The organism is Chryseobacterium sp. DT-167, assembly GCF_058310155.1.
Genome location: NZ_JBZEEQ010000002.1, coordinates 357,682 through 383,407 on the forward strand (window position 1 = coordinate 357,682; position 25,726 = coordinate 383,407).

Genomic DNA, 25,726 nt, shown 5'->3' on the forward strand with positions numbered 1-25,726 from the left:
TTTTATTTTTCTGAGATTGGAATTTCAATATAACTGTCGTTGTACCACTTTATTTCCAGGGGTTCTTTAGCATCGGCAATTGTTTCTTCACTTACGTCTTTTCCTGTACCGTAGTTGATTTGTCCATCAGGACTTTTTCTTACACCTAACAATATAATTAATTTGCTGCCTTTTTCTATTTTTCTACTTGTAAAAAATGTATTTTTAATAGGAATTGTCTCTACCTTATTTGGCTTTAGTAAATTTCTTTTTGTATTGTCTTTTGAATAGCTCGCTCTAGCAAAATATTCGTGAGATAATTTAAAATATTGACCGGAAGATAGTTTTTCATACATACTGATTGTGATATCCATGTCTTTCTTATTAATGGCAGCTTTTAATTCTCCTGTAATACTCCCATTAATCTCAATATGGTCTTGAAGAATATCACTTTCAAAAACCAGCTTGGTTTTTAAGTTTTGTAGATTTAATACAGAATCTAAAATTTTTTCATCATCAAAACTTTTTAATGTGTCATTTCTTTCTGCAAAGTCAATTTTTTGTAAAATAAAATCCTTTTTTGACTTTATTTTATCAAGTTTCATTTTGTTTAAATATAATTTCAGGGTGTTATTGCTTATTTTATCAATGCTTGGCGCGCTTTTCCATTGATTGTGTCCCATTACTTGGTAATTGACCTTATCCTTTAAGAATTCGGGTTTTTTTTGCCCTTTTAAAATATAATCAAACCATTTGTACGAAAGATCCTCTAAATCAATATTTGCAACAGAATCGATTTTGTATCCTTTATATTGTTCCTCAACTCCTGAAACTACTCCGTTGTGGCTATAAGGACCAATAACTAAGTAGTGGTTTGCATTTTTATTATACTTAATATGATTATTATAATAGTACATCGCACCTCTTTGATCTGCATCGTAATATCCTGTAAGTGTTAGAACAGGAATGTTAATCTTTGCAAAATCTTTTTTATAAGGAAGTTTTGACTGCCAATAACTGTCAAAAGATGGATGTTTCAACCACTTTTGGAATACAGGATTTGTTTTTCCGTGTATACTATCTAATTTATTAAATGCAGTTCCGTTTTTATAGTAAGAATTATATAGTGAAAGCCACTTTTTTTCGTCATTAAAAAGGTCATGGTCAGTTTCTTTCTTTACATAACTTAGCCATCGTAGCATATAAGGACTGAAACAATTGTTATACATAGGAAAGTCAATTCCAAAACCTACAGATGCCGAAGGGATAATAGTTTTTAAAGCAGGATGCAAATTTTTTGCGGCTGACCACTGACTGAAACCATCATAACTTCCACCAATCATTCCTACTTTTCCATTACTCCAAGACTGTTTAGTAATCCAATCAATTATCTCATTTACATCTTCAACTTCGAATTCAAATGGCGTAATTTGATCTTTACTTAAATAGATCCCTCTGCTAAAAGCATATATAATATTATAACCCCTGTTTGCATTTACTTTAGCACCAGAAATAAAGTATTCATTATTACGGAGATATGTAGAAAAATGTAAAATCGAAGGTTTTGGCTCCTTTATTTTTTTATCAAGTACATAGTAGAGATATATTTCATTCCCATTTTTTGTTTTCACGACAACACTATCTTTCACCATGAACTCTTCTTTATCTAATTTTTTCAAGAACGGAATAGCAGTTGAAAAAGTTTCTTTTATAATAGTGTTATAGTTATAATGTCTGCAAAGTAATATTGCATTTTTTAAAGTAATGCTATCTTGTAATATACTGTCTTTTAATATTTTTTTAATTTCCCTTTTATTGTAACCATCTTTAAATTTGAATGCATCTGCAACAAGAGTTTTTGATGAGAGCGGAAGTTCTTTATATTTTTTTTCAAGAATCTTTTCATAAATTGGTTTAATATCTTCATCTGATTTTGATGCTTTTTTAGCCAAAATAAAAATTTCGAATTGAATTCCTGCCATCCTTGAATAGTCAGGATATGAATTTTTGTATATGTTGCGGAAGTTATTTAATGTTTTTAAAGCACCATCATAATTTTTATTTAACATTTGAAATCTCATATAATTATCATTGAACTTGAGAGAATCATTTTCTTTATATAATTTTATAAGCTCCTTACTTAAAGTAAGAAGCTTATTTTCAAATTCAGGATTTTCAAATTCTATTTTCTTAAAATATAGCTTTTGAGAAAAGCAAAATGTTAACGAAAACAAAAATAAAATACACAGAAAATACTTTTTATTCATTTTTCAAATATTAATAATATCCAGCTCCACCACCTCCATTTCCTCCATCATCACCGCCAAGAATTACAATTGGGGGCAATTTTGTAGTATTAGCTGTTTTTGGAGGACACTTACTACTTGTGGTATCACCATTAGTCATAGTATCACCATCACCACCTCTAATAACATTTAAACGTGTAATTTGCAATTTTTTCAAAGATAATTTTTTTTCAGATTTGTTTTCTTTTTTCATTGTATTTAAATTTTAAGTTAGTGCTGCAAAATAACGTTGTTTTAAAAAGCCATCAAAAAAGTTAATGTCGAAATTTATCAAAATCGTGCTATTTAATTTACAAAATTTTGATTTTCATATAGTTAGTTTTGAACTTGCACTTGTAATAACTTAATGTAATAAGAAGGAAGTGTCCCCGTAATTTTTTTAAATGCATTTGAAAAAGATTCTGAATTGTTAAATCCAATATCATCTGCGATTGCTGAGATAGTATATTTTCTTAATTTTTCATTGTTTTTTAATTCTTCTATAACATGATTGATTCGCAATTCATTTAAATACTGTGAAAAATTTTTTCCTTTCAATTCATTGACCGATTTTGAGAGATAATCACGGTTCGTTCCAAGATCCTTCGCTAAGCCGTCAACCGTAATATTCTTTTGCAAAAAATCTTTATTACTTTCAAATCGTTCCAATTTTAGTTTTATATCCTGAATATTCTTGTCGGGAATTACACTTTTAGTTTTTTCTTCTTTAATAATATTATCAGCATTTATTGAAACATCTATATTAGTAGAAAAAGATCAAGTAGCTCGCCAAATTATCAACGATTTTGAAACTGAATTGAATTCTTCTCAATCAAAAACAAACAAAGAAGCTTTTAATAAAATTTTAGAAAAAACAGATAATGATAATGCTGAAAATCTAATCTCTCTAACAAAAAAGTATGGTTTTCAAGATTATTCTTGGCTTATTTTATGGCATCACCGTATAACGTTCAACGATCAAAATGATAAATTTTGGCAATATTTTAAGCCAGTTATTAATGAGGAAATAAAAAAAGGAAATCTTCATAAGAGCTATTTAGCATCTTTTACAGATGTAAATGAATCAATTTGGAACAACAAACAAGTTTATGGAACTTTATATCAATACCCTATTGATAATATAAAAGACATAGATACTTTAAGAGAATCTGTCGGATTACCGCCTTTACTTTATGATAAAATTATTTATGGTAGAACGTTATCAGATTCCTATAAACTTTCTGAAACTGAACTAAAGAAAATACTTCTAAAAAGGATTGCTAAATACGAAAAATAAAAGCTTAAATCATGATAGAAATCATATCGCAACAAAGCGATAAGTCAACAGATAATATAGTAAAATGGTTAAGATTTTATAAACAAGAATTCAATAGATATAATGTTGAGAACTTTACAGAGTTTTCATTTTTAGTTGGTGAAGGTATATCAAATAGAAATATTTTACATAGAAGAGCGCGACTTAAAACGTTTTTGAATACTGGTTTGCATAAACTAGATACTTACGTTCGTGAAGAAACTAATATGCTTCTTAAAGCCTGGGAAAAAATTATTAAAGAAAATACTACATCAAACTACATTGGTGAATTTAATGAAGAAGAGCAGCATAATAAATTGCTAGATCTTCACATAGCTGATTTTGTAGGACTAAAGATCCCAAAAACTTTAATAACAAATACAAAAAAAGATCTAAAGATTTTTGCAGATAAATATTCTGTTATTACAAAAGCCATAAAAACGCCGGTAAGTTTAAAGTTTGAAGATATTATTTTTCAGGATAAAGGAACTTTTTTTGTAGAAAAAAAAGACATTGATGATTTAGATAATTATTTTTCTCTAAGTATTTTCCAAGAATATATCCCGAAAGAATATGAAATTAGAACGTTTGTCTACGAGAATAAAATTTTCCCAATGGCAATCTTTTCACAAAACGATACACAAACACAAACTGATTATAGAAATTACAATACAGAAAAACCTAATAGATGTGTACCGTTTAAGTTTCCAAAGTCAATTGAAAAGAAAATTCTAAAATTCTTTAAATTAAAAAAATTAAATGTAGGCTCAATTGATATAATCAAAAACAAGGACGAGTTTTATTTTTTAGAAAATAATCCTCAAGGTCAATACGAATGGTTATCCGAAAATTGTAATTATTACATTGATAAATTTATTGCAAATCACCTAATCAATATTGAAAATGAAAGGAAATAAGAATCAGTATTTTTCAATTTATCTTAAAAAGTCAATCTCCATACCCAATGCTAATTTTATAAAAACTGAAATTAGCAGTATAGCAGTAAAAAAGCTTATGAACAATGACGTTGTTCCCCAATCCTTTTACAAACCAATTACTAGAATATTAAATATTGAAACCGATGTATCTTAAAATTTTTTCTAACTGTAAATTAGTGAAAGGTTATAAAAATTGTCTTCTATATGATATACAACGAGGAGATATTATCAATCTACCAGATGACTTATACAAATGGTTAATTAAATTTAATAATAAAAAAATTGATCAAATTAATGATCCCATAATAAAAGATTATATTGATTTTTTGAAAAAAGAGGATTTTATTTTTTTTACCGAAAATCCAAAATATTTTCCTGACATTAATTTAGATTTTGATATTTCTAGTAAAATAAGTAATGTAGTGGTAGATATAAATGATATTTCTGCTTTTGATTATTTTAAGATCATAGATCAAATTGACTTTTTAAACTGTGATACTATAGAAATCAGATTTTTTGAAAAATCAGAAGAATTTTTTATAATAGATTTAATAAATTACCTAAACGACAATAAAATGTTTATTACAAATATTGGAATCGTAACTCCACTTTGTGAAAAAACTGATTATGAAAAATTAGTACAATTAAATCGAATATCTCACATACAAGTTTATAATAGTCCTAATAATGATGTGGTTAAGTTTTCGGAGAATAAATATATAATATATTCTAAACAATTTGTAGCTACAAAGAATAGCTGTGGAATTATTGACTATAATTATTTTACCCTAAATAAAAACTTGTATTTAGAATCTCTTCATCACAATTCCTGTCTTCACAAAAAAATATCCATAGATTCTGAAGGTAATATTCGCAATTGTCCATCTATGCCTCAAAGCTTCGGCAATATAAAAGACACAACTTTAGGACAAGCATCAGATCACAAAGATTTCAAAAAATATTGGAATCTTACTAAAGACAAAATAGAAGTTTGCAAAGATTGTGAGTTTCGTTATATTTGTACAGATTGCAGAGCTTATACTGAAAGAACCCATGAAAATAAAGAAGGATTAGACATTTCAAAGCCTTTAAAGTGTGGCTATAATCCTTACACTGGAGAATGGGAAGAATGGAGTACCAATCCTCTTAAAGAGAAGGCGATAAAGTATTATGGGATGCAAGAGTTAGTTAAGAAAAATTAAATCACAATTAATTGGCAAAAAAATTCCCCTTTTACCTGCAGCCGGATTCTAAAGATTGCGGTCCCACTTGTCTGAGAATAGTCAGCAAACATTACGGCAAAAGCATTTCGTTACAACAAATCCGTAACCTTTCAGAAACGACAAGAGAAGGAAGCAGTTTGCTTGGCTTAAGTGATGCTGCTGAAGATTTGGGCTTCCGTTCTTTGGGAGTTCAGATCGATTTTAATACCCTTGCTGAAGAGGTTCCTTTTCCGTGTATTGTACACTGGAACAAAAATCATTTTGTCGTTGTTTACAAAATCGATAAAAAAAATCTGGTTTACGTTTCTGATCCGAGCTATGGTTTAATAACTTACACAAGAGAAGAATTTATCAAACGATGGATCGGTGAAAATGCCAATGAAAACACGGAAGAAGGAATTGTCTTGATTCTTGAAACGACCCCCGCATTTTTTCAGACCGAATTTGACGATCAGGAAAGTAAAGCAAGCTTTTCTTTTCTTTCAAAATATCTGCTGAAATACAAATCATTGATCGTACAGTTGGCGGTAGGATTGCTCGCAGGAAGTTTACTGTCACTTATTTTGCCTTTCCTTACCCAAAGTATTGTGGATGTGGGGATTCAGAATCAGGATCTGAATTTTATTTATTTGGTCTTACTGGCTCAAGTCATGCTTTTTCTCGGCAGAATGGGAATAGAGGTGATCCGAAGTTGGATTTTACTTCACCTTTCCACCAGAATCAATATTTCAATTATTTCAGATTTCTTTATTAAATTAATGAAGCTTCCGATCAGTTTCTTTGATACAAGAATGACGGGAGATATCATGCAGCGAATCAACGATCATCACAGAATTGAGCAGCTTCTGACCAATTCTTCTTTGAATACCTTGTTTTCACTCGTCAATCTGATCATTTTCAGCATTGTTTTACTGTTTTATGATTACAGATTATTTGTTGTTTATTTAGTCGGAGCGATTTTATACATTGCATGGATTACTTTTTTTCTTGGAAAAAGAAAAGAGCTCGATTACAAAAGATTCTCACAGGTTTCCCAAGAGCAAAGCAAAGTTATTGAGCTTATCAATGGAATGCAGGAAATCAAAATGCACAACGCTGAAAAACAAAAACGTTGGGATTGGGAGTTTCTGCAGGTTAAATTGTTCAAACTGAGAATAAAATCTCTCTCTCTTGAGCAATGGCAGTCTGTTGGCGGTAATTTTATTAATCAGATGAAAGACATTCTGGTGAGTTTTCTTTCTGCCAAATTGGTTTTAGAAGGAAATCTTACTTTAGGGATGATGCTTTCCGTGCAGTATATTATCGGCCAATTAAACAGTCCTTTATTACAATTGATTGATTTTATCAAGCAAACTCAGGATGCCAAAATTTCTCTGGAAAGATTAGGTGAAATCCATGACAAAGAAGATGAGGAAAACAAAGATGAACAATATGCCACTGAAGTTCCTGAAAAAGATATCGAAATTAGCAATATGTCTTTCAGGTATATCGGTTCGGATGTTCCGGTTTTTGAAAATTTAAGCTTAAATATTCCATATCAAAAGACAACCGCAATTGTTGGAGCCAGCGGAAGCGGTAAAACGACGCTTTTAAAATTATTAATGAAATTTTATGAACCCAACGAGGGTGAAATAAAAATTGGGAATACTCAGATGAAAAACATTTCACCAAGATTCTGGAGAGATCAGTGTGGTGTTGTGATGCAGGAAGGTTATGTTTTTAATGATACGATTGCCAATAATATTGCTGTAGGTGAAGACTATGTAGATAAAACAAAATTGAGAAAAGCTGTCGAAATTGCCAATATCAAAGATTTCATTGAAGGATTGCCTTTAAGCTACAACACAAAAATCGGAAATGAAGGACTTGGCGTGAGTGGCGGACAAAAGCAAAGACTTTTCATCGCAAGAGCCGTTTACAAATCTCCGGAATATATTTTCTTCGATGAAGCAACAAGTGCTTTGGATGCGAATAATGAGAAAGTAATCATGGAAAATCTGGAACAGTTTTTTAAAGGAAAAACAGCCATTGTAATCGCACACAGATTGTCAACCGTAAAACACGCCGACAAAATTATCGTTTTAGATAAAGGAAAAGTTGTAGAAGAAGGAAATCATGCAGAATTGGTAGCTTTAAAAGGTGAATATTACAGACTCGTTAAAAATCAACTTGAATTAGGGAATTAATTTGAAAATATAATTCATCTATGTCAGAATTAATTTCTAAATTTAAAAAACTTTAAAAAGCGTAATCCGAAAAGCTATATGAGTAGGAAAAACCAAAAACAAATTATTATCATTATGAAAAATTTAAAAAAACTATCAAGAGAGAATTTAAGAACAATTAAAGGGGGAGCTTGGTGTCTTGGTTGTGGGTGTGCTACAAATGGCGCTACAAATTTCTTTAATGGTGCTTGTGTAGTATGTGAAAATAATGTTGTTGTATTATGCCCATTTCAGCCATGCGAGCTATGCGAGCTGTAAAACAATTATTTAGGGTAAGAGGGTAATCAAAAAAGATTACCCTCTAATAAAATTAAAGTGAGTTTTGGATAATTTAGACAACATAGAACTTCGCTCAGAAAGCGTTCAGGATATTCTTACGAATCCACCACATTGGATGTTCCGATGGGGAAATACGATTATATTTATCATCTTGTTACTCATTCTCGGGATGAGTTACATCATTAAATATCCGGAATTTGTTCCGGCTCCTATTATAGTGACCTCACAAAATCCGCCTGAAAAAATTGAAGCCAGAAGCAGCTCGAAAATCGAAAAAATATTTATAAAAGATCATCAAAAAGTCAAAAAAGGAGACGTGATGCTGGTTTTGCAGTCCACGGCGCATTATGAAGATGTTTTAAAATTAAAGAAAATAGTAGATTCTATTGCTTCAGATCAATTGCTGTCATTTCCTGTGAGTGAGGCTTCTCATTTTAAATTGGGTGAGCTTCAGGGAGATTACAACAGTTTTGCAAAAGCTTTTCAGGACGAGAATTTATTTATAAGATTGCAGCCTTACGCTCCGGAAAATCTCGCAGCGAATCAAAGTTTGTCAGAATCCAGAAGCAGAATTATAACTTTAAAGCAGCAGAGAAATCTTGAAGCCGCAAAAACAGAACTTACTCTAAAGAATTACAAGCGCTCACAAGAATTGTTCAATCAGGGAGTTATTGCAGCAGTAGAGTTGGAAGGTGAAAAATTGAAATATCTTCAGGCTCAGCAAAATTTAGAAAATATCAGTATTTCTCTGTCTCAGATGCAGGAAAGTATCTCGAATCTGAATAAAACAAAAAGCGGAACTGCGATCAACACAGAAAAAGATAAAATCACTTATTCGTCTCAGACTCTGCAACTTTTTGAACAGCTCAGAAAATCTCTTAAACAATGGGAACAAAATTACCTGATCATTTCATCTACAGACGGAATGGCGAGTTTTCAGCAGTTTTTCGGTGAAAACCAGTTTGTAAAAGCAGGTGATCCTATTGTCTCCATTTTGCCGGATCATACCGAGCAATTGGTGGGAAGAATGTCCGTACCAACAGCAAATTCGGGAAAAATTATTCCCGGAGAAAAAGTTTTAATTAAATTAGACAATTATCGTTTTCAGGAATACGGAATTATCGAAGGAAAAGTGCAGAATATCTCTCTGATTCCCGACGACAAAGGAAATTATTATGTTGATGTTGTCCTTCCGAAAGGTCTAAAAACATCGTATAACAAAACTTTAAAGTTTGACAAAGAACTAAGAGGAAATGCAGAAATTGTCACTCAGGATTTAAGGTTGATTGAAAGATTTTTCTATCAAATCAGGAAATTATTGGGTTATCAATCGTAAATTCAAAAAGAAATTTGTGTCAACTTTAAAAAATCTGCGTCAATCTTGTTTAATCTGCGAGAGATTTTTATCCCACAGATTTTCACAGATGATTCTTTTAAGTAAAAAAACCGAACTAAAAAGTCCGGTTTAAAATTATTTCTTAATCAATCCCAATTCAATTAATCTTTCATGTAGAAACTCTCCTGCGGTTGTATCTTCATAGAGTTTAGGATGATTTTCATCTACACAATTTTCAAGGGCATTCAGTGACATTTCGCTCACCGGGTGCATAAAGAAAGGAATAGAATACCTTGATGTTCCCCACAATTCTCTTGGCGGATTAACCACTCTGTGAATCGTAGATTTCAGTTTATTGTTGGTATGTCTCGAAAGCATATCTCCAACGTTGATCATCAATTCGTCCGGTTCTGCAATCGCATCAATCCATTCTCCTTTGTGATTTTGAACCTGAAGACCTTTTCCTTGAGAACCCATCAAAAGAGTGATCAGATTGATGTCGCCGTGAGCTGCTGCTCTTACCGCATCATCAGGTTCCTGGGTGATTGGCGGATAATGAATAGGTCTCAAAATAGAGTTGCCTTCTGCAATTTTATCATCAAAATAAAATTCATCAAGACCAAGATACAAAGCCAAGGCTCTCAAAACATATTTTCCTGTTTTTTCAAGCATTTGGTAAGTTTCTTTACCGACTTCGTTGAATTTTGGAAGTTCGTCTACGATAACATTGTCAGGATATTGGCTTTTGTATTTTGAGTCATCCGAAACGTACTGTCCAAAATGCCAGAATTCTTTCAAATCACCTTTTTTAAATCCTTTTGCCGTTTCTTTCCCGAAGCCTACATAACCTCGCTGTCCACCAATTCCGGGGATCTCGTACTTTTGTTTGGTTTCTGTGGGAAGTTCAAAGAAGTTTTTTACTTCTCCATAAAGATCATCTACGAGTTTGTCATCAAGGAAATGTCCTTTTAAGGCGACAAAACCAATTTCTTCGTAAGCTTTTCCGATTTCATTTACAAATTTCTGTTTGCGTTCCGGGTCACCCGAAAGGAAATCACGCAGGTCTACACTAGGTATTTTATCCATTTTATAGAAATTTTACGTGGGGCTAATTTACAGATTTTTTGAATTAAATGATTTTAGAATTAATTATTTATAAGCTAAATTTGCCTCATGAAAAAATATTCCTCCAAGAGAAGTATTCAGGTACTTGCCAATCTTTTTCAGCAATACGGAATTTTAGACGTTGTCATATCTCCGGGATCACGAAACGCTCCTTTGGCGATTCATTTTTCGGAATTGGATGATTTCAACTGTTTCAGTATCGTTGATGAAAGAAGCGCGGCCTTTGTAGCTCTTGGTATGGCAATAAGTGAGAAAAAACCGGTTGCAATCACTTGCACAAGCGGTTCTGCAGCGGCAAATTATTATCCTGCAGTAACTGAAGCTTTTTATTCGAATATTCCGCTTTTGGTCTTAACGGCCGACCGACCAACGGATTACGTTGACCTTTTTGATGGACAAACGATCCGGCAAAAGAATATTTTTCATCAGCATTCTTACGGTGATTTTGAATTGTTGGAAGACAGCAAGGATAATGCGGAAGACATCAATTCAGATATCATTAAAAAAGCAATCGAGCTTTGTTTTGAAAAACAAGGTCCGGTTCATATCAATATTCCTCTGGAAGAGCCTTTGTATGATTTAGTTTCTGAATTACCGAAATTTCCTGTAGTCGAAAAGACGATTAAAAAGAAAGAATACGAAATTCCATCCAACTTAGTTGCCGACTGGAATACTTCACAACGCATCATGCTTTTGGTCGGAACAAAAGATTACAGCCCGGAACTTGAAAATCAGCTGACGCAATTAGTAAAAAACCATTCAGTTGTAGTTTTGAGCGAAGCCAATTCAAATTTGCATCACGATAAATTTTTCAGACATATCGACCGTTATGTAACTCATTTCTCGGAGGAAGATTATAAAACATACGCTCCGGATTTATTAATTACTGTCGGACAAAACGTTGTTTCCAAAAGAGTTAAACAGTTTTTAAGAAAAGCGCATCCGAAAGCGCATTGGCATTTGGATGAGGTTTGGCAACCGGATACATATTTTGCTCTGACTCAGAAAGTTGAAGTAAAACCTGAAGTGTTCTTTTCTAAGTTGCTAAATTTTATCAATTTAGAACCAAAACCCTATTTCAATCTTTGGGATGTTTTAAGGGATAAGAAAGATAAAAAACATTCTGAGTTTCTGAATCTGATTGAGTTTTCTGATTTTTATTTTTTCAATAAAGCTTCCCACAGCATTCCTGAGAATTACAATATCCATTTCAGCAACAGTTCGGCAATTCGATATGCGCAATTGTTTGATTTTGGTAAAAGAAAAATATACTGTAACCGTGGAACCAGCGGAATTGACGGCTCGACTTCTACGGCAATGGGTTTTGCGATTAAAAATGCAAATCCGACATTATTGATTACCGGAGATCTAAGCTTTTTCTACGACATCAACGGACTTTGGAATCAGTATATTCCGCCATTTACCAGAATTATGATCTTCAATAATGGGGAAGGAAATATCTTTAAAATCATTCCCGGACCGGGAAATGCCAATCCGAACACTCTGGATGAATTTATAGCAACAAAACATCACAAAAACGCAGAATTTTTAGCGAAACATTTCGGTTTTACTTATACAAAAGTGGAAGACGACGGGACGCTTGACCGTGTTTTGGATAATTTCTATAAACCTGATGTTCAGCCAAAAATTATTGAAGTTTTTACTCAGGGAAAAAACAATGCAGATGTTTTAAAGGCTTATTTTAATTTTTTAAAATAAAATAATAAAATTTTTAAACCATTAAATAAATTAAATTATTATGTTCTGTTAAGAAAATCTATAGATTTTTTAATCAAGCTTACTATAAAAATCAAAACTTTTAAATCAAAAAAATGCAGATTTATTTAGCTCATAAATCTGCAAAATCCGCTTAATCTGCGAGAATATTTTAATTCTAAAGATCTAAATAATCATCATTTCCAGGAAGATTGGTGATTTTAGAAATTGGATAGATAAACATATCATCAAAGTCATTCAGTGCATTAATCAACTGAAAATGTGAAAATTCTTTAATGTTTTGTAAAGTAATTTCTGCCTCTTTTATTTTCTTTTTCTTCAAAAGATTCTGTCTCTGAACACCATTTAAAAGATAAGTTGACGGCGTAAACCATTCTTTTCCTTTTTGGAATAAAAGATTAGAAAAAGAAGTGTCGGTGATATGATTGTTTTTAACGATAATAATCTCTTCAGCTTTAGATTTCATCTTCATTTTTTCCAGTTCTTTACGGTCTTCAAATTTAAAAGAATAGTCATAAATGTTATTCTCAACAAGCTGAAAATCCTGTATCTCAGGAATCGCGTAAGGAATCATCATGGTTCTGAATTTTTTATCCAGATCGTAAGTCAATCTTAGTTTGTATAATCCATCCTCATCATGATTCAGATTTTTAAAGATTTTAGCCAGATCGATAGAACCTTCTTTCCCGAAATGGGCAAAAGTATCGTTAACACGTTTTTGGTGAAATTCAAGCAGGAACATTTCCTGATCTTCTACTTTAATGCTTTCAATGAATTGGGACATAAATTTTATTTTTCATTTCCTGATACTCGTCTTCTAACGTACTCATGTGCGTAATTCCGCCACCGCTTTTGAAATAGAGTGTATCATTTTCTTTTTCAATAAAACGGATCATGACACAACTATCGAGGTTTTCACCATCAAACCACCCACAAACACCGGTGTAAAAACCTCTGTCAAAACCTTCTGCTTGGAGGGCGATTTCTAATGTCTTTGGTTTTGGTGCTCCCAAAATTGATCCTGCAGGTAAAAGTTTTTGCATAATGCTTCCTATTTTACCTTTAAATTCAGGTTTTAAATTTCCCGAAATTTCAGAACTCATTGCAAAAAGATCTTTTTGGTGGGTTTTCAGAAAATCAATGTATTGAAATTTATCAACCTTTACATCATCTGCAACCATACTGAGATCATTTCTGAGCAAATCGACAACAGTATAGTGTTCTGCTTTTTCTTTTTTATCATTCTTCAAAACTTCTGCGGCATTCTCCAAAGATGCATCAATCGTGCCTTTCATAGGATAAGTGAGGATTTTGTTGTCACTGATCTTCACGAAAGTTTCAGGAGAAAAAAATACGAAAAAATCTTTATATAAAACTTTATATTTTGCCTGAGAATGATAGAAAATTTCTTCTAAAGTAAGGTTGGTTTCTATTTTTGTTTTCCGGGTGTAGTTGACGAGATAAGAATTTCCTAAACGAATGTTTTTCTGAACTTTATCAAATCCTGTTTTAAAACTTTCTATGGTTTCAGGATAAGATTTCCATTCTGTTTTTTTATGGAGTTCTTCTGTTGGTTTTATGTTTTTAAAGTTTTGGAAATCAATTAATAAACCCTCTTTTTCTAATTGTAGTTCAGTATAGATTTCAATCTGATCCACAAGAAAATCTGTTATAAAGAAAAATGGAACCTTCTGTTGTGAAAGTTCGTCCATTTCAATAAATTTTTGATGATTTGCAGAAAACATTCCGCAAAAGTAGTTATTGATGTTTACTTTTGCACAAAATATTTTCAATGCAGGAGAAATATCCACAAAAACCGGGAATCGACTTTATCTTAAAACAGGCTTTTTATTATTGGAACAGAACTTTATTGTTTCAGCTAATGTTTTCAATTATATACTTTGCTATTTTCTTAACTGTATTTTTTTATTTTTCTGATAAGTACGGGATTATGGATCAGTTTTTTGGCGCAGCTTCAGATTATATGAAAGCAGGACCAGCTGGAATGGACGAATATAAAAATAGTATTGCTGTTATTATGACCACTGAGGGTTTTCAGAATTTTTATTTAGGAATTGTTGCAGCTCTGATTTTTCTATATCCTCTAAATCTCGGTTTTTTTCAAATTTTCAGGAAGATTGATTTAAAAGAGACGATAGTTATCGGAGATTTATTTGCCGGATATAACGGGCTTAATTTTTTCAGATATATTAGCTATTTTATTTTCTGGTTTTTCTTTTATACATTCATTGCTCAGACAATCATACTTCCTGTTGTTTGGGTGATGGTTACACTTTTTGTAGCACCATTGATGTTTTTCCAAAATAAAACAATTTTTGAAGGAATCGCTTTAAATTGGAAAGCTTTGAAAATGTATTTCATAGAAATACTTGTTTGTGTAATTGTCGCAGTTTTATTTAAATATATCGGTTTTGCATTATTCTTAGTCGGTGGATTATTGACCTTACCTTTCTGGAATGCAATGATTTATTCACTTTACAAAACCATTTTTGATGAAAATAGTTAAAATTCAGAATGGTGACAGTTTTCTTCTCAAAAAAAATTAAATTTGAGAAACATTAAAAAAAATAACACCATGTCTGACTTTAACGAATTTGACCAACAAGGTTCTGCTCCTGAACGAAATACAGGATCTATTATTTCGCATGCTTTTGAAATGTATAAAGGCGTAATTCTTTATGGAATCGTTACTATGATTATCTATCTGCTCGCAGATTTTTTACTACAGTCTATTACAGGATTTAATTCCTGGAGCGGATTTGGAGATTACAGAGATTTTGACGGCGATTATTCCGAATATTATAGAGGTTATTTGAATAAGCCTGGATTGTCACTTTATTATTCTTTTTCAAGTATAATTGGAATTTTACTTTCACCATTGTATGTTGGTTTAATCTACATTGCCAATAAATTTAATACAAAAGTTCCTGTAGAATTTTCTGATCTTTTTATTGGTTATCGTCAGAATGTGGGGAATATTCTTCTATACAGTTTGATCACCAATATTATATTGTGGATTTCTTTTGTAATGTGTGTTATTCCTGTTTTCTTTGTTTATCCGTTATTTTTGATAGGATACCCTATTTTATTATTTGAAAATTTATCTGCGGTAGATGCATTAAGCAAAACCTTTAATATTGCTAAAGAAAACTATGGTGTATTTTTAGGAGCTGCCATTTTAGGAGGACTTATTAGTATTGCCGGAATCGTTTTGTGCTGTATTGGTATAATTTTTAGTGCACCCTTTATTATGATAGTAATGTATTCCACATATTGCGCATATTTAGGAAAACCAAGACAAATAACATATAAATAATGTCACACAACGAAAAACAAATTAGCAGTGTTGTTATCAAGCAGATTGCTTTGCTTGCTATTATTCTGATTTTAACAGCATTAATCTGTTTTAATCTTGCACTTTTTATCCCATCGGTGTTGGGAGCAATCACGATTTACGTGGTGTGCAGAAAGTATAATTTCTATCTCCAGGAAGACAGGAAATGGAAACCCTGGGCTGCAGCTTTGCTTCTGATGTTTGCCAGTTTGGTCATCATCATTTTACCAATCTATTTTATTGCTGATTTGTTGATTGAAAAGCTTGGGAATGCACAGGCTTACATGACAAAATTTAATGTGTTTGTTGATAAGATCCATGATTTTGTTTACAAAAAAACAAGTATTGATTTACTGAGTAAGGAGAACATGACCAAAGTGAAAGATACGGCAGGTCGTTTTTCCACAACAGCTTTGAGCGGAACTTTTAATACTTTGACGGTTGTAATGTCGATGTATTTTATTCTCTATTTCATGTTTGAAAGACCAAGACTCTTTGAAAGGATTTTAGCTTCTGCAGCCCCTTTGAAAAGGGCAAACGTTTCTATGATTGGGGAAAAGATGAGAAAGCTGATTATGGCAAATGCAATAGGAATTCCGGTTGTAGCGATCGGACAGGGAATAATCGCTCTAATAGGATACTTTATCTTTGGAGCTCCAAGTCCTATTCTTCTCTTTGCATTAACAGCGGCAGCATCGATGATTCCTATAGTCGGAGCGGCAATTATTTATGCTCCTATCTGTATTTTCATGATTGCAGAAGGACAAACCGGTCCCGGACTTGGGTTGGCTGCGTATTGTGTAATTGTGGTTGGGCTTACGGATAATGTTTTGCGCTTTACTCTTTTGAAAAAACTTGAAGATATACACCCTTTAAATACAGTATTCGGAATTATAATGGGGATGAAACTGTTCGGGTTTATGGGATTGGTATTTGGTCCTATATTAGTATCTTTCACGCTTCTTTTGATTCAGGTCTACAGAAATGAGTTCTCTGACGATGATACACCAGAGCTGGAGCTTTCAAGCAAGGACAGAAATGATGATCTGGAAAATAAAATTGATTTAATTGTTTAAAATGGAGCAGGGAATAAATCCTGAAATCTTGCAGGAAATATGTGTCGTAAAAATGCCATTCGGGAAATATCAAAATACAATCTTAGCTGATTTGCCAATAAGCTACCTCGAATGGTTTCACAGGCAGGGAATGCCGAAAGGAAAGCTGGGAATGCAGTTGTCAACGGTTTACGAAATAAAATTAAATGGTTTGATGGATTTGCTTACGCCACTTCGTGGTGGGAAAAATTGATTATCAGAAACCCAAAACGAAGGTCTATAAGTTTTAAATTTTCTGTTGAAAAAAGTTTCGGCGGCACCAAAGGTGCCGCCGAAACTTTTAATATCTATCTGAATTAGCCTTTCAAAGCAGCAATTTCATCTCTCAGCTGAGCAGCTTTTATAAAATCTAAATTTTTTGCGGCGCCTTCCATTTCCTTTTGCTTTTGGGCAATCAGTTTTTCTACGTCTTCAGTTGCGTAGGTCGCTTTTACATCGGCAACCTTTTGTAAAATCTGTTTTTGAGTGTATTTTTCATCAGGGAAGTCTTTACTTCTTCCAACCAGATTTTCAGAGATTTTTTTATTTAATGCCATCGGAACTTTACCGTGTTCCAAGTTGTAAGCTATCTGTTTTTGTCTTCGGTATTCGGTTTCATCAATAGTTGACTGCATAGATTTTGTAATCTTATCAGCATACAAAATAGCTCTTCCGTTCAGGTTCCTTGCAGCTCTTCCGACCGTCTGAATCATTGATCTTCTGCTTCTTAGCATTCCTTCTTTATCGGCATCTAGAATTGCTACAAGCGAAACTTCAGGTAAATCTAAACCTTCTCTTAACAAATTGACACCAATCAAAACATCAAAAATTCCGAGACGAAGATCCTGCATGATCTGAATACGTTCCAAAGTTTCAACATCCGAGTGAATATATCTCGTTCTAATACCGAATTTTGTGAAATATTTGGTCAATTCTTCTGCCATTTTCTTGGTTAAAGTTGTGACTAAAACTCTTTCATCTATTTCAGCACGTTTTCGGATCTCTTCCATTAAATCATCGATCTGATTCAGAGAAGGTCTTATTTCAATAATCGGATCTAAAAGTCCGGTCGGACGAATGATCTGTTCGATATATTCTCCACCGGTTTTTTCCAGTTCATAATCTGCAGGAGTTGCAGAAACGTAAATTACCTGATTCTGAATGGCTTCAAACTCTTCAAACTTCAAAGGTCGGTTATCCATTGCAGCAGGAAGACGGAATCCGTATTCCACCAAAGCTTCCTTACGGCTTCTGTCACCGCCGTACATCGCATGAACTTGTGGGACGGTAACATGGCTTTCGTCAATCACCATCAGATAATCCTTCGGGAAATAATCTAAAAGACAGAAAGGTCTTGATCCGGGAAGTCTGCCGTCGAGATAACGGGAATAGTTTTCAATTCCTGAGCAATATCCTAGCTCTTTGATCATTTCAAGATCGAGTTCGGTTCTTTCCTGAAGTCTTTTTGATTCTAAAGGTTTACCGATTTCAGAGAAAAAGTCGACTTGTTTTACCATGTCATCCTGAATATTTCTGATGGCTCCGTTCAGAGTTTCCTTTGAAGTCACAAAAAGGTTTGCCGGATAAATCTGAATCTGATCAAAATTTCCTGTAGTATTTCCGGAAACAGGATCAAAACTCTGGATTTTTTCAATTTCATCTCCAAAAAACTGAATTCTTACCCCGTTATCTGCATAAGCAGGAAAAATATCCACGACGTCACCTTTTACCCTGAACGTACCGCGTGAAAAGTCTGCTAATGTTCTGGAATATAATGCATTCACTAAAGAATGTAAAAGTGATGTTCTGGTTGTTTTTTCACCAATTTGAAGCGAAATTAATGATTTATGAAATTCTGCGGGATTTCCAACGCCATAAATGCATGATACTGAGGCAACAATCAATACATCTCTTCTTCCTGAAAGGAGACTTGCAATTGCTGAAAGACGCAGTTTTTCTACTTCTTCGTTAATGCTCAGATCTTTTTCAATATAGGTTCCAGAGCTTGCGATATAGGCTTCTGGCTGATAATAATCGTAGTAGCTTACAAAATACTCAACGGCATTTTCCGGGAAGAATTCTTTAAACTCCATGAAAAGCTGAGCTGCTAAAGTTTTGTTGTGGGCTAAAACTAAAGTTGGCTTTTGAGTATTGTGAATAACGTTGGCAATCGTAAAGGTTTTACCTGAACCGGTTACTCCAAGTAAAGTCTGATATTTTTCACCGATTTCCAAACCTTCAGTCAGTTTTTCAATGGCTGTAGGCTGATCTCCGGTTGGTTTATATTCTGATTGAAGATTAAATTTCATACATCAAATTTATGAAAATAAAAAATGTCGGAAAGAGGAGTGGAATCATAAATGTTTTTAAAGTTTTACTCAAAAAATAATATCATTTAAGAACAAACGAAGAGTTACTCTCTTGCAACCTTTCTTAATTTCGGACCTTCACGATCATAAATGTGAGCCGACCAGGAAACGTAAGGATCATCAAAGAATGAAGGGTGAAGTATAAAAATATTTTCGGTAGGATCATTATTTAAAATTGTCACACATTCTAAATCATATTCTATCTTAAATTCCCAACCAAGAGTAAATTTTATATAGTTTTCGATACCTTGATTGGTAAGATTAATTATTTGAACATGATATTTTATAAAATATAGTATGCTGGTTTTTACTTCTTCCCAATTAAGAGTCTTATGATTTTCAAAACTAAATTCGTGCATTATTTTATTTATTGACAAAGTGCCAAACCAATCACCATCTGAATCGTTTCTAAATTCAATTTTGTTTTGCTTATCTAATATGAGTATCATTTTTCAGTTTATTACATAATTTCAAATATACTTAAAACTTTCGTCTGCTTGGTTCAGAGCCCCCAAACTATCGAAAGACCAACTCGTACGTTTCGTTAAATACAAAAAACCGCAAAGCGGCAAACTCTGCGGTAGGATTTCACATCAATATTGAAATTTTATAATTTATTGTGTTTTTTTGAAAGTCTCGAAAGTCATTGTTAATGGAATTTTAAATCTGTATGCAACGCTATTTCCGTCTTTACTAGCTGGTTTCCAAGTTATATTTTCATTAGCAATTTTTACTGCTTTAATTGCTTCGGTATTAAAAGTCTCATTATTTCCGGTAGATGTTATATTTGAAACCTCACCTTTTTCATTAATAGTAAAAAGAATATTCGCTTTTAATAAGCCTTCATCACCTTTAAGGGCAGCACCATTAAAATTTTGAGAAACTTTATTTCGCATTGCATTTATTCCTCCCGGATATTCTGGAAGTGTAGAAACTTCTTGATTCTCATTAATTTCGGAAGTAATGTTCACAGTCTTTGCACTTTGTATATCCGAATCAGAAAATTGAGTTTTCTGTTCTAATAATTTTGCATCTACGTTTTTTTTAGGTGAAATCGTGTCCTTTTCTAATTTTTTTCTACTGATTGGTGGAGAAATTTCATTACTTATAAATCCCAAGACTGATTTTTTTTCTTCAACGTGTTTTTTAAAATATTCATTCGTCATTAAGGTTACGAAAGATTCAGAACTATTATTATTAATTGAAATATAGGAAAAATCTGAGCTTTTATATTTTTTTAACTCTGAATTAGATGTTTCTTTACCATCAATAGATATGAAATATTTTTGGTCGTTCGAAAAATCATTTAGCTGTTTTTCTGTAGGTTTAACTTTTTTGTAGTTTGAAAAGTCTAAAAATAAAAAAGGCTGTTCTTCTTGTTGTTGATTACTTAATTTAGGATAAAGGTCAGAAAGTCTTTCTAAATCTTTTTCAGAAATTGTTTTTTCAAATTCTGCATATTCTTTATTATCTAACAATTTTGAGTATTTATTTAATATTTGCTTAAACTCTGCATAAGGATCGTCAGAAAATATGCTGTTATTAAATAAACTTTCTGACGAAGGATTATTTGCATAAGCTCTTTCTGCAAAAAGTACAGCCAAAGCCGCAAATGCAGGGATTGCCAAATACTTTTTTGCCTCCGCAAATTTTGAATTTCTTTTGGTCATCATAATAAATCTTTTTTTGGTGTTATTGAAATTGAATTGGTGTGTAAGTTTAAAGTTTTGTTGTTTAAGAACTTCATTGAGAATAAGTTCCTGATAGTTTTTGATGTTCTCTTTTTGGCTAATAACTTCTTCATCTGCCAAAAATTCATGATTGATAATCATCACATTTTTATAGAAATAAATGAAAGGATTGAACCACGAAAAAGCCGTTATAACTTCGATCAGTAATATATCGAATGAATGCTTTTGTTTTACATGAATTTCCTCGTGAAGAAATATTCTTTCGTCAATTTTTCTATCCTTAAAATACTTTTCTGAAAGATAAATGGTACTCAAAAAACTAAACGGCGCAATCTCTTTTTCAAGCAAAACAACATTGCGGTTCTGATAAATGATTTTCCTGCCTTTCAGTGTTTTAATTTTTAGTATTGAATACAGCATTTTTGCAAACATGATTCCGGAAAGCACAAAGTAAATGACCAGCAATAATTGAGTGTAATCAAACGTTTCCGCCTGTACCGTAGCTGGATCTTGCAAAACCTGTATAGGGCCTTCCTGTACAAAGTGCATAACTGGTTTGGTCTTTACGATTTCCTTTGTTTCTATAGTTACAAAAGGAATTGTGTATGAGAAAATAAGACCTAACAACAAATAAAATCGGTTAAAGATAAGTGTCTTCTCTTTTGACAGAAATAGATAATAGAGTCCAAGCACAATTCCTGAACACAGAATTATTTTTAGAATGATGGTTTCCATGGCTATTCTTTTATTTCTTTGTCGATAATTTCACGAAGTTCTTTCAACTGTTTTTGACTCAACTTTGTATTTGAGGTAAAAAACGAGGCAAACTGCGTCACCGAGCTGTTAAAAAAACGGTCAATCATAGAAGTCATTTCTTCCTTGAAATATTCACTTTTCGCAACTTTAGGAAAGTATTCTCGTGAATTTCCATATAAGGTGTAGCCTACCAAATCTTTGTTCTGCATTCTTTTGAGCAAAGTTGCCACTGTTGTAGATGCAGGTTTTGGTTCAGGATAAGATTCCAGAATTTCTTTCATGAAAAGTTTTTGTTTTTCCCAAAGCATTTCCATAATCACTTCTTCAGAATCTGTCAGTTTTATTTCTTTCATGTTCTACGTGTTTATATTTCATTCTACAAATGTAGAATAAAAAAATTACTGTACAAATTTTTATGGCATTATTTTTACATTCATTTCGTAACCGCTTAAATATTAATTATGAAGAAGTTACTCTTACCTATTTTATTAGTCTCGACGACAATGATTGTCTCTTGTCAGGGAAAAGGAAAACCCAGTAAGCCATCTGTCGCACAGGAAAAGGCAAATACTGACTACAAACCTGCTTTTGAAGGGCAGACCAGAATTGCAGCAGTAAAAACATCAACACCTTATAACGTTGAAATTTTAAATAAGGACTTAGGAAAACCATGGGGAATCATCAATTTGCCTGACGGAAAATTTCTGATTACGGAAAAATCCGGTTTTATTAATTTGGTTTCGGCAGACGGAAAACAGATTTCTAAAATCGAAGGCTTTCCGAAAGTCGACGATAAAGGGCAGGGCGGAATGCTCGATGTTGCTTTGGATCCTGATTTTAAAGTTAATCAGATGATTTATTTTAGTTTTTCTGAGCCTTTTGGTGACGGAAATCTTACTTCGGTTGCAAAAGGGAAACTTTCGTCTGATATGAAAAAAATTGAAGATGTAAAAGTAATTTTCCGTGCAACACCTTCTTACGATGGCGACAAACATTACGGAAGTCGTCTTGTTTTTGATAAAGACGGAAATCTGTTTGTAAGTACTGGTGAAAGATCTGATAAGCAAACCAGAGTTTACGCTCAGAAAACGGATAATTATTTAGGGAAAATTTTAAAAATTACCAAAGATGGGAAACCTGCTCTGGGAAATCCGTTCATTGGAAAAGATGGCTACAAACCTGAAATCTATGCCTTTGGAATCAGAAGTCCACAAGGTTTAGCTTTAGACGAAAAAGGTCAGCTTTGGGATATTGAAATGGGACCAAGAGGTGGAGATGAGATCAATTTAATTCAGGCCGGAAAAAACTATGGTTGGGGCGATGTGACTTACGGAATTGAATATTCCGGAGAAAAAATCAACAACGGAACGACGCAAAAAGAAGGAACCGAACAGCCTGTTTATTACTGGGATCCTGTAGTTTCACCAAGTGGTGTGACTTTTTATACCGGAAATATTGATGAGTGGAAAAACAACTTGTTTATTGCCTGCTTGAGCGGACAACACATCAACAGAATTGTCTTGAAAGATAATAAAGTCGTTGGCGAAGAACGATTGCTTTTGGACCAGAAAGAAAGATTCAGAGATGTTTTGAATGGTTCCGACGGAAATCTCTACGGAATTACCGACAGCGGAAAACTGTATAAAGTTTCTAAGAAATAGTTTCAGACCCGAAGAGACGCTTTAATAAAGGATAGGATGCAATCCTATCAACAATATCATCATAAAAAAGAGGCTGCAAAATCTTAATTTTGCAGCCTCTTTAAATTTAATCCTAAAAACTTTTAATAATCCTATTTAAACCCTCTTCCAGAATTTCTCTCGAAGTAGAAAAACATATTCTGATATGACCTTCTGCTCCTTTTCCAAACCAGCGTTCGGAACCGGGAACAATGGCAACTTTTCCCTGCTGTAAAACGTGTTGAGCAAATTGGTCGCTCGACATTCCGTTTTCAATTTTAGGGAAAATGACGAAGGTAGCTTCCGGAAGATTCGGAGTTAAAATTCCTGAATTGCTCAAGATGCTGTGAGCTAAATCTCTGTTGTGCTGCAAATGCGTAAGAAACTCATTAAACCAAGGTTTTGCTCTGTCAATTGCAACACTTCCTGCGATTTGTGACAAAGTAGAAACACCCTCGATGGTAGAGTTGAAGTGAGATTTTTCGGTAAAATCGTCCAGTAATTCCTGGTCGTTGCATAAAACGGCTCCGATTCTTAATCCTGCAATTCCAAATGATTTTGAAAATCCGAATACGGTGAAACTCTTCTTTTTAGCTTCTTCAGAAACGGATGAATATGTGTTAAATTCTCTTTTATCGTAAACAATATCGCTCCAAATCTCATCACTCATTACCCAAAGATCATGAGCGGCGGCAATTTCAGATATTTTCTTCAAAATTTCTTTTGAGTAAACCCTTCCAACCGGATTGTGAGGATTGCAAATGCTGATCAGTTTCGTTTTCGGACCGATTAGTGAGACCAACATCTCAAAATCAATATCTCCTGTTTGAGAATCAACCGGACATAATTTCAAAACTCCGCCAACTGCATCAACCGTTTTTTTAAATAAAAAATCAACAGGATCAAAGATGATGGCTTCATCGCCGGGATTTAAAACATATTTGGCAACCATAAACATTCCCATCGCTGCACTGTTGACAGCCAATACATTATCGGGAACAAAATTTCCTTTTTTTCCTGAGTTGAAATGTTCTGCAACGCTTTTTTTAAATTCAGGCAGACCGGAGAACGGTCCGTAGCTCAGGTATCCATCTTTAATATATTCAATAATGCCTTGCTCGATCTCGGTAGACATTCTGAAATCCGGATCAGCAGCAGTAAGAGGAATAATTCCGTCTTCTAAAGTTGCCCATCTTCCGTTGTAGGCCTTTTTTTTGAGAGCCTCAAAATTTATATCAGTATTATTAAACATATTATTTGTAAGAGATTGGTAATGTGTCTTTTGGTTGTTCGTTTACAGGCAATAGAAATTGCTCAAGCAATATTCTTCCGTTTTTGATATGTATTTCTATCTCCGGTTTTCTTTCCTGTTCGTATTTTTCAAACGTTTCCTGCAAGTCTTTATTTTCCAATAAAAGTTTTGTCAAAATATAAGAATCTTTCAACGCTGAAGTAACACCCTGACTTGTAAAAGGAATCAGAGGGTGTGCGGCGTCACCTAAAAATGCAATGTTTTCGTAATAAAAAGGATTTAGTTTTTCCAATTCATACACTCTCCAGATGTGTGCATTTTCGTAGCTGGATTCTTTCACAATCGAAGAAACCAAAGGAGTCCAGTCTCCGAAATTATCCAACATAAATTGCTTGATGCAATCTGCCGTGTAATCTTCATTAATGAAATAACGGGTGATATCAAACTGGCAATACCATAGAATCTTGGTTGGAGACAATTTTAAAACACCGAAAGTCAATCCGCCGTCTTCGTGGTGAAATTTATGAAAGTTACCTTCAATCTGGCTGGCAATTTCTTCGTTTTCGATGATGTTGACCACTTCATTTTCTCTTACCGCTTTCATCACTTCATCCTGAAAAATTGCTCTTCTGATTCTGCTTCGTGAACCGTCGGAAGCGATCACGATATCAGCCTTTAATTTTGCGCTATCTTCAAATTCCAATTCGGCTTTTCCATCAGAAAAACCTGTAAGATTAAGTGTATTTCTGTAAGAAATTTTATCTGCCGGAATATTTTGGCTTAACACTTCGATCAAAGTACTTCTTGAAATCACAAAAACATTATCGAGGTCTTTTTCAGAAATAACATTTCCATTATGACAGTAATGAATATATTTTTTCAGGAAACTCCCTTTGGTGTAAAGATCATTAATATCAATGATTTCTGACAGATATTCAATTCCTTCTTTTGGAAGGATAAATCCGTGACCTTTCAGATCATCTTTTGTACGTCTTTCGTAAAGATGGTAATCGATATTATTTTTTTCTAAATAATTGGCCATGCTCAATCCTGAAACTCCGGCTCCTACAATTGCAACTTTACTCATT

24 protein-coding genes are annotated in these 25,726 nt (G+C 33.2%); 12 read left to right on the forward strand and 12 right to left on the reverse strand.

Annotation, left to right across the window (positions count from 1 at the left end):
• Nucleotides 1–2: 2 nt before the first annotated feature.
• The 3 genes from AC4FQ5_RS04210 to AC4FQ5_RS04220 form a co-directional block, all read right to left on the reverse strand.
• On the reverse strand, nucleotides 3–2,246 hold the full coding sequence (locus AC4FQ5_RS04210) for a CocE/NonD family hydrolase (RefSeq protein WP_491141245.1): 2,244 nt from the start codon (nucleotides 2,244–2,246) through the stop codon (nucleotides 3–5).
• A 10-nt stretch (nucleotides 2,247–2,256) separates the two neighbouring features.
• The gene (locus tag AC4FQ5_RS04215) at nucleotides 2,257–2,478 is read right to left on the reverse strand and encodes a class I lanthipeptide (protein ID WP_491141246.1); all 222 of its coding nucleotides are present in this window, start codon (nucleotides 2,476–2,478) and stop codon (nucleotides 2,257–2,259) included.
• Nucleotides 2,479–2,600: 122 nt separating this feature from the next.
• Nucleotides 2,601–2,933: a helix-turn-helix domain-containing protein gene (locus AC4FQ5_RS04220; protein WP_491141247.1), complete on the reverse strand. Its 333-nt coding sequence runs from the start codon at nucleotides 2,931–2,933 to the stop codon at nucleotides 2,601–2,603.
• A 25-nt stretch (nucleotides 2,934–2,958) separates the two neighbouring features.
• Here AC4FQ5_RS04220 and AC4FQ5_RS04225 point away from each other — a divergent pair, with 25 nt between their 5' ends.
• The 6 genes from AC4FQ5_RS04225 (at nucleotide 2,959) to AC4FQ5_RS04250 (ending at nucleotide 9,580) form a co-directional block, all read left to right on the forward strand.
• Nucleotides 2,959–3,561, forward strand: coding sequence for a hypothetical protein (locus AC4FQ5_RS04225; RefSeq protein ID WP_491141248.1), 603 nt, complete (start codon nucleotides 2,959–2,961; stop codon nucleotides 3,559–3,561).
• An 11-nt stretch (nucleotides 3,562–3,572) separates the two neighbouring features.
• Nucleotides 3,573–4,496, forward strand: a complete 924-nt coding sequence (locus tag AC4FQ5_RS04230; protein ID WP_491141249.1) for an ATP-grasp domain-containing protein — start codon at nucleotides 3,573–3,575, stop codon at nucleotides 4,494–4,496.
• A 164-nt stretch (nucleotides 4,497–4,660) separates the two neighbouring features.
• The gene (gene gwsS, locus AC4FQ5_RS04235; RefSeq protein ID WP_491141250.1) at nucleotides 4,661–5,719 is read left to right on the forward strand and encodes a grasp-with-spasm system SPASM domain peptide maturase; all 1,059 of its coding nucleotides are present in this window, start codon (nucleotides 4,661–4,663) and stop codon (nucleotides 5,717–5,719) included.
• 11 nt (nucleotides 5,720–5,730) lie between these two features.
• Nucleotides 5,731–7,926, forward strand: coding sequence for a peptidase domain-containing ABC transporter (locus tag AC4FQ5_RS04240; RefSeq protein ID WP_491141251.1), 2,196 nt, complete (start codon nucleotides 5,731–5,733; stop codon nucleotides 7,924–7,926).
• A 78-nt stretch (nucleotides 7,927–8,004) separates the two neighbouring features.
• Nucleotides 8,005–8,223, forward strand: a complete 219-nt coding sequence (locus tag AC4FQ5_RS04245; protein ID WP_491141252.1) for a bacteriocin-like protein — start codon at nucleotides 8,005–8,007, stop codon at nucleotides 8,221–8,223.
• A gap of 64 nt (nucleotides 8,224–8,287) precedes the next feature.
• Nucleotides 8,288–9,580, forward strand: coding sequence for an HlyD family secretion protein (locus AC4FQ5_RS04250; RefSeq protein WP_491141253.1), 1,293 nt, complete (start codon nucleotides 8,288–8,290; stop codon nucleotides 9,578–9,580).
• 135 nt (nucleotides 9,581–9,715) lie between these two features.
• On the opposite strand, the gene AC4FQ5_RS04255 is transcribed toward AC4FQ5_RS04250, so the two are convergent.
• Nucleotides 9,716–10,666 carry an isopenicillin N synthase family dioxygenase gene (locus AC4FQ5_RS04255; RefSeq protein WP_491141254.1) on the reverse strand — a complete coding sequence of 317 codons (951 nt, stop codon included), beginning with the start codon at nucleotides 10,664–10,666 and terminating at the stop codon, nucleotides 9,716–9,718.
• 87 nt (nucleotides 10,667–10,753) lie between these two features.
• Here AC4FQ5_RS04255 and menD point away from each other — a divergent pair, with 87 nt between their 5' ends.
• Nucleotides 10,754–12,424: a 2-succinyl-5-enolpyruvyl-6-hydroxy-3-cyclohexene-1-carboxylic-acid synthase gene (menD, locus tag AC4FQ5_RS04260; protein WP_491141255.1), complete on the forward strand. Its 1,671-nt coding sequence runs from the start codon at nucleotides 10,754–10,756 to the stop codon at nucleotides 12,422–12,424.
• A 175-nt stretch (nucleotides 12,425–12,599) separates the two neighbouring features.
• Here the strand turns inward: menD and AC4FQ5_RS04265 are convergent, their stop codons facing one another.
• Nucleotides 12,600–13,226 carry an aminotransferase class IV gene (locus AC4FQ5_RS04265; protein WP_491141256.1) on the reverse strand — a complete coding sequence of 209 codons (627 nt, stop codon included), beginning with the start codon at nucleotides 13,224–13,226 and terminating at the stop codon, nucleotides 12,600–12,602.
• Nucleotides 13,210–14,187 carry an aminodeoxychorismate synthase component I gene (locus AC4FQ5_RS04270; protein WP_491141363.1) on the reverse strand — a complete coding sequence of 326 codons (978 nt, stop codon included), beginning with the start codon at nucleotides 14,185–14,187 and terminating at the stop codon, nucleotides 13,210–13,212. Before AC4FQ5_RS04270 ends, AC4FQ5_RS04265 begins: the two co-directional genes overlap by 17 nt.
• Before the next feature lie 47 nt (nucleotides 14,188–14,234).
• Between AC4FQ5_RS04270 and AC4FQ5_RS04275 the strand changes: the two genes are divergently transcribed.
• From AC4FQ5_RS04275 to AC4FQ5_RS04290, 4 genes are all read left to right on the forward strand, one after another.
• On the forward strand, nucleotides 14,235–14,969 hold the full coding sequence (locus tag AC4FQ5_RS04275) for a hypothetical protein (RefSeq protein ID WP_491141257.1): 735 nt from the start codon (nucleotides 14,235–14,237) through the stop codon (nucleotides 14,967–14,969).
• A gap of 69 nt (nucleotides 14,970–15,038) precedes the next feature.
• Nucleotides 15,039–15,779, forward strand: coding sequence for a beta-carotene 15,15'-monooxygenase (locus AC4FQ5_RS04280; protein WP_491141258.1), 741 nt, complete (start codon nucleotides 15,039–15,041; stop codon nucleotides 15,777–15,779).
• On the forward strand, nucleotides 15,779–16,873 hold the full coding sequence (locus tag AC4FQ5_RS04285) for an AI-2E family transporter (RefSeq protein ID WP_491141259.1): 1,095 nt from the start codon (nucleotides 15,779–15,781) through the stop codon (nucleotides 16,871–16,873). The genes AC4FQ5_RS04280 and AC4FQ5_RS04285 overlap by 1 nt, the downstream gene beginning before the upstream one ends.
• Before the next feature lie 13 nt (nucleotides 16,874–16,886).
• Nucleotides 16,887–17,105, forward strand: a complete 219-nt coding sequence (locus AC4FQ5_RS04290; protein WP_491141364.1) for a DUF3820 family protein — start codon at nucleotides 16,887–16,889, stop codon at nucleotides 17,103–17,105.
• A gap of 103 nt (nucleotides 17,106–17,208) precedes the next feature.
• Here AC4FQ5_RS04290 and uvrB read toward each other — a convergent pair whose 3' ends face one another.
• The 4 genes from uvrB to AC4FQ5_RS04310 all read right to left on the reverse strand — a co-directional run bounded on the left by uvrB (nucleotide 17,209) and on the right by AC4FQ5_RS04310 (nucleotide 22,060).
• Nucleotides 17,209–19,200, reverse strand: coding sequence for an excinuclease ABC subunit UvrB (uvrB, locus tag AC4FQ5_RS04295; protein WP_491141260.1), 1,992 nt, complete (start codon nucleotides 19,198–19,200; stop codon nucleotides 17,209–17,211).
• Between the two features lie 104 nt (nucleotides 19,201–19,304).
• Nucleotides 19,305–19,709: a hypothetical protein gene (locus AC4FQ5_RS04300; RefSeq protein ID WP_491141261.1), complete on the reverse strand. Its 405-nt coding sequence runs from the start codon at nucleotides 19,707–19,709 to the stop codon at nucleotides 19,305–19,307.
• Nucleotides 19,710–19,874: 165 nt separating this feature from the next.
• The gene (locus tag AC4FQ5_RS04305; RefSeq protein ID WP_491141262.1) at nucleotides 19,875–21,686 is read right to left on the reverse strand and encodes a M56 family metallopeptidase; all 1,812 of its coding nucleotides are present in this window, start codon (nucleotides 21,684–21,686) and stop codon (nucleotides 19,875–19,877) included.
• A gap of 2 nt (nucleotides 21,687–21,688) precedes the next feature.
• Entirely contained in the window at nucleotides 21,689–22,060 is a 372-nt protein-coding gene (locus AC4FQ5_RS04310) for a BlaI/MecI/CopY family transcriptional regulator (RefSeq protein ID WP_047443457.1), read from the reverse strand.
• A gap of 108 nt (nucleotides 22,061–22,168) precedes the next feature.
• On the opposite strand from AC4FQ5_RS04310, the gene AC4FQ5_RS04315 reads away from it, so the two are divergent.
• On the forward strand, nucleotides 22,169–23,368 hold the full coding sequence (locus AC4FQ5_RS04315; protein ID WP_491141263.1) for a PQQ-dependent sugar dehydrogenase: 1,200 nt from the start codon (nucleotides 22,169–22,171) through the stop codon (nucleotides 23,366–23,368).
• Nucleotides 23,369–23,480: 112 nt separating this feature from the next.
• On the opposite strand, the gene AC4FQ5_RS04320 is transcribed toward AC4FQ5_RS04315, so the two are convergent.
• Nucleotides 23,481–24,638: a pyridoxal phosphate-dependent aminotransferase gene (locus AC4FQ5_RS04320; protein WP_491141264.1), complete on the reverse strand. Its 1,158-nt coding sequence runs from the start codon at nucleotides 24,636–24,638 to the stop codon at nucleotides 23,481–23,483.
• A 1-nt stretch (nucleotide 24,639) separates the two neighbouring features.
• Complete coding sequence (locus AC4FQ5_RS04325) at nucleotides 24,640–25,725, reverse strand: FAD-dependent oxidoreductase (protein ID WP_491141265.1); 1,086 nt, start codon at nucleotides 25,723–25,725, stop codon at nucleotides 24,640–24,642.
• Nucleotide 25,726: the final 1 nt, after the last annotated feature.

What these genes read in the sequence shown, in the direction of transcription:
- AC4FQ5_RS04210 (WP_491141245.1), bottom strand. Translation starts at nt 2,246, where the DNA reads ATGAATAAAAAGTATTTTCTGTGTATTTTATTTTTGTTTTCGTTAACA.
- AC4FQ5_RS04215 (WP_491141246.1), bottom strand. Translation starts at nt 2,478, where the DNA reads ATGAAAAAAGAAAACAAATCTGAAAAAAAATTATCTTTGAAAAAATTG.
- AC4FQ5_RS04230 (WP_491141249.1), top strand. Translation starts at nt 3,573, where the DNA reads ATGATAGAAATCATATCGCAACAAAGCGATAAGTCAACAGATAATATA.
- gwsS (WP_491141250.1), top strand. Translation starts at nt 4,661, where the DNA reads ATGTATCTTAAAATTTTTTCTAACTGTAAATTAGTGAAAGGTTATAAA.
- AC4FQ5_RS04245 (WP_491141252.1), top strand. Translation starts at nt 8,005, where the DNA reads ATGAGTAGGAAAAACCAAAAACAAATTATTATCATTATGAAAAATTTA.
- AC4FQ5_RS04255 (WP_491141254.1), bottom strand. Translation starts at nt 10,666, where the DNA reads ATGGATAAAATACCTAGTGTAGACCTGCGTGATTTCCTTTCGGGTGAC.
- menD (WP_491141255.1), top strand. Translation starts at nt 10,754, where the DNA reads ATGAAAAAATATTCCTCCAAGAGAAGTATTCAGGTACTTGCCAATCTT.
- AC4FQ5_RS04265 (WP_491141256.1), bottom strand. Translation starts at nt 13,226, where the DNA reads ATGTCCCAATTCATTGAAAGCATTAAAGTAGAAGATCAGGAAATGTTC.
- AC4FQ5_RS04270 (WP_491141363.1), bottom strand. Translation starts at nt 14,187, where the DNA reads ATGTTTTCTGCAAATCATCAAAAATTTATTGAAATGGACGAACTTTCA.
- AC4FQ5_RS04275 (WP_491141257.1), top strand. Translation starts at nt 14,235, where the DNA reads ATGCAGGAGAAATATCCACAAAAACCGGGAATCGACTTTATCTTAAAA.
- AC4FQ5_RS04280 (WP_491141258.1), top strand. Translation starts at nt 15,039, where the DNA reads ATGTCTGACTTTAACGAATTTGACCAACAAGGTTCTGCTCCTGAACGA.
- AC4FQ5_RS04285 (WP_491141259.1), top strand. Translation starts at nt 15,779, where the DNA reads ATGTCACACAACGAAAAACAAATTAGCAGTGTTGTTATCAAGCAGATT.
- uvrB (WP_491141260.1), bottom strand. Translation starts at nt 19,200, where the DNA reads ATGAAATTTAATCTTCAATCAGAATATAAACCAACCGGAGATCAGCCT.
- AC4FQ5_RS04300 (WP_491141261.1), bottom strand. Translation starts at nt 19,709, where the DNA reads ATGATACTCATATTAGATAAGCAAAACAAAATTGAATTTAGAAACGAT.
- AC4FQ5_RS04305 (WP_491141262.1), bottom strand. Translation starts at nt 21,686, where the DNA reads ATGGAAACCATCATTCTAAAAATAATTCTGTGTTCAGGAATTGTGCTT.
- AC4FQ5_RS04310 (WP_047443457.1), bottom strand. Translation starts at nt 22,060, where the DNA reads ATGAAAGAAATAAAACTGACAGATTCTGAAGAAGTGATTATGGAAATG.
- AC4FQ5_RS04315 (WP_491141263.1), top strand. Translation starts at nt 22,169, where the DNA reads ATGAAGAAGTTACTCTTACCTATTTTATTAGTCTCGACGACAATGATT.
- AC4FQ5_RS04320 (WP_491141264.1), bottom strand. Translation starts at nt 24,638, where the DNA reads ATGTTTAATAATACTGATATAAATTTTGAGGCTCTCAAAAAAAAGGCC.
- AC4FQ5_RS04325 (WP_491141265.1), bottom strand. Translation starts at nt 25,725, where the DNA reads ATGAGTAAAGTTGCAATTGTAGGAGCCGGAGTTTCAGGATTGAGCATG.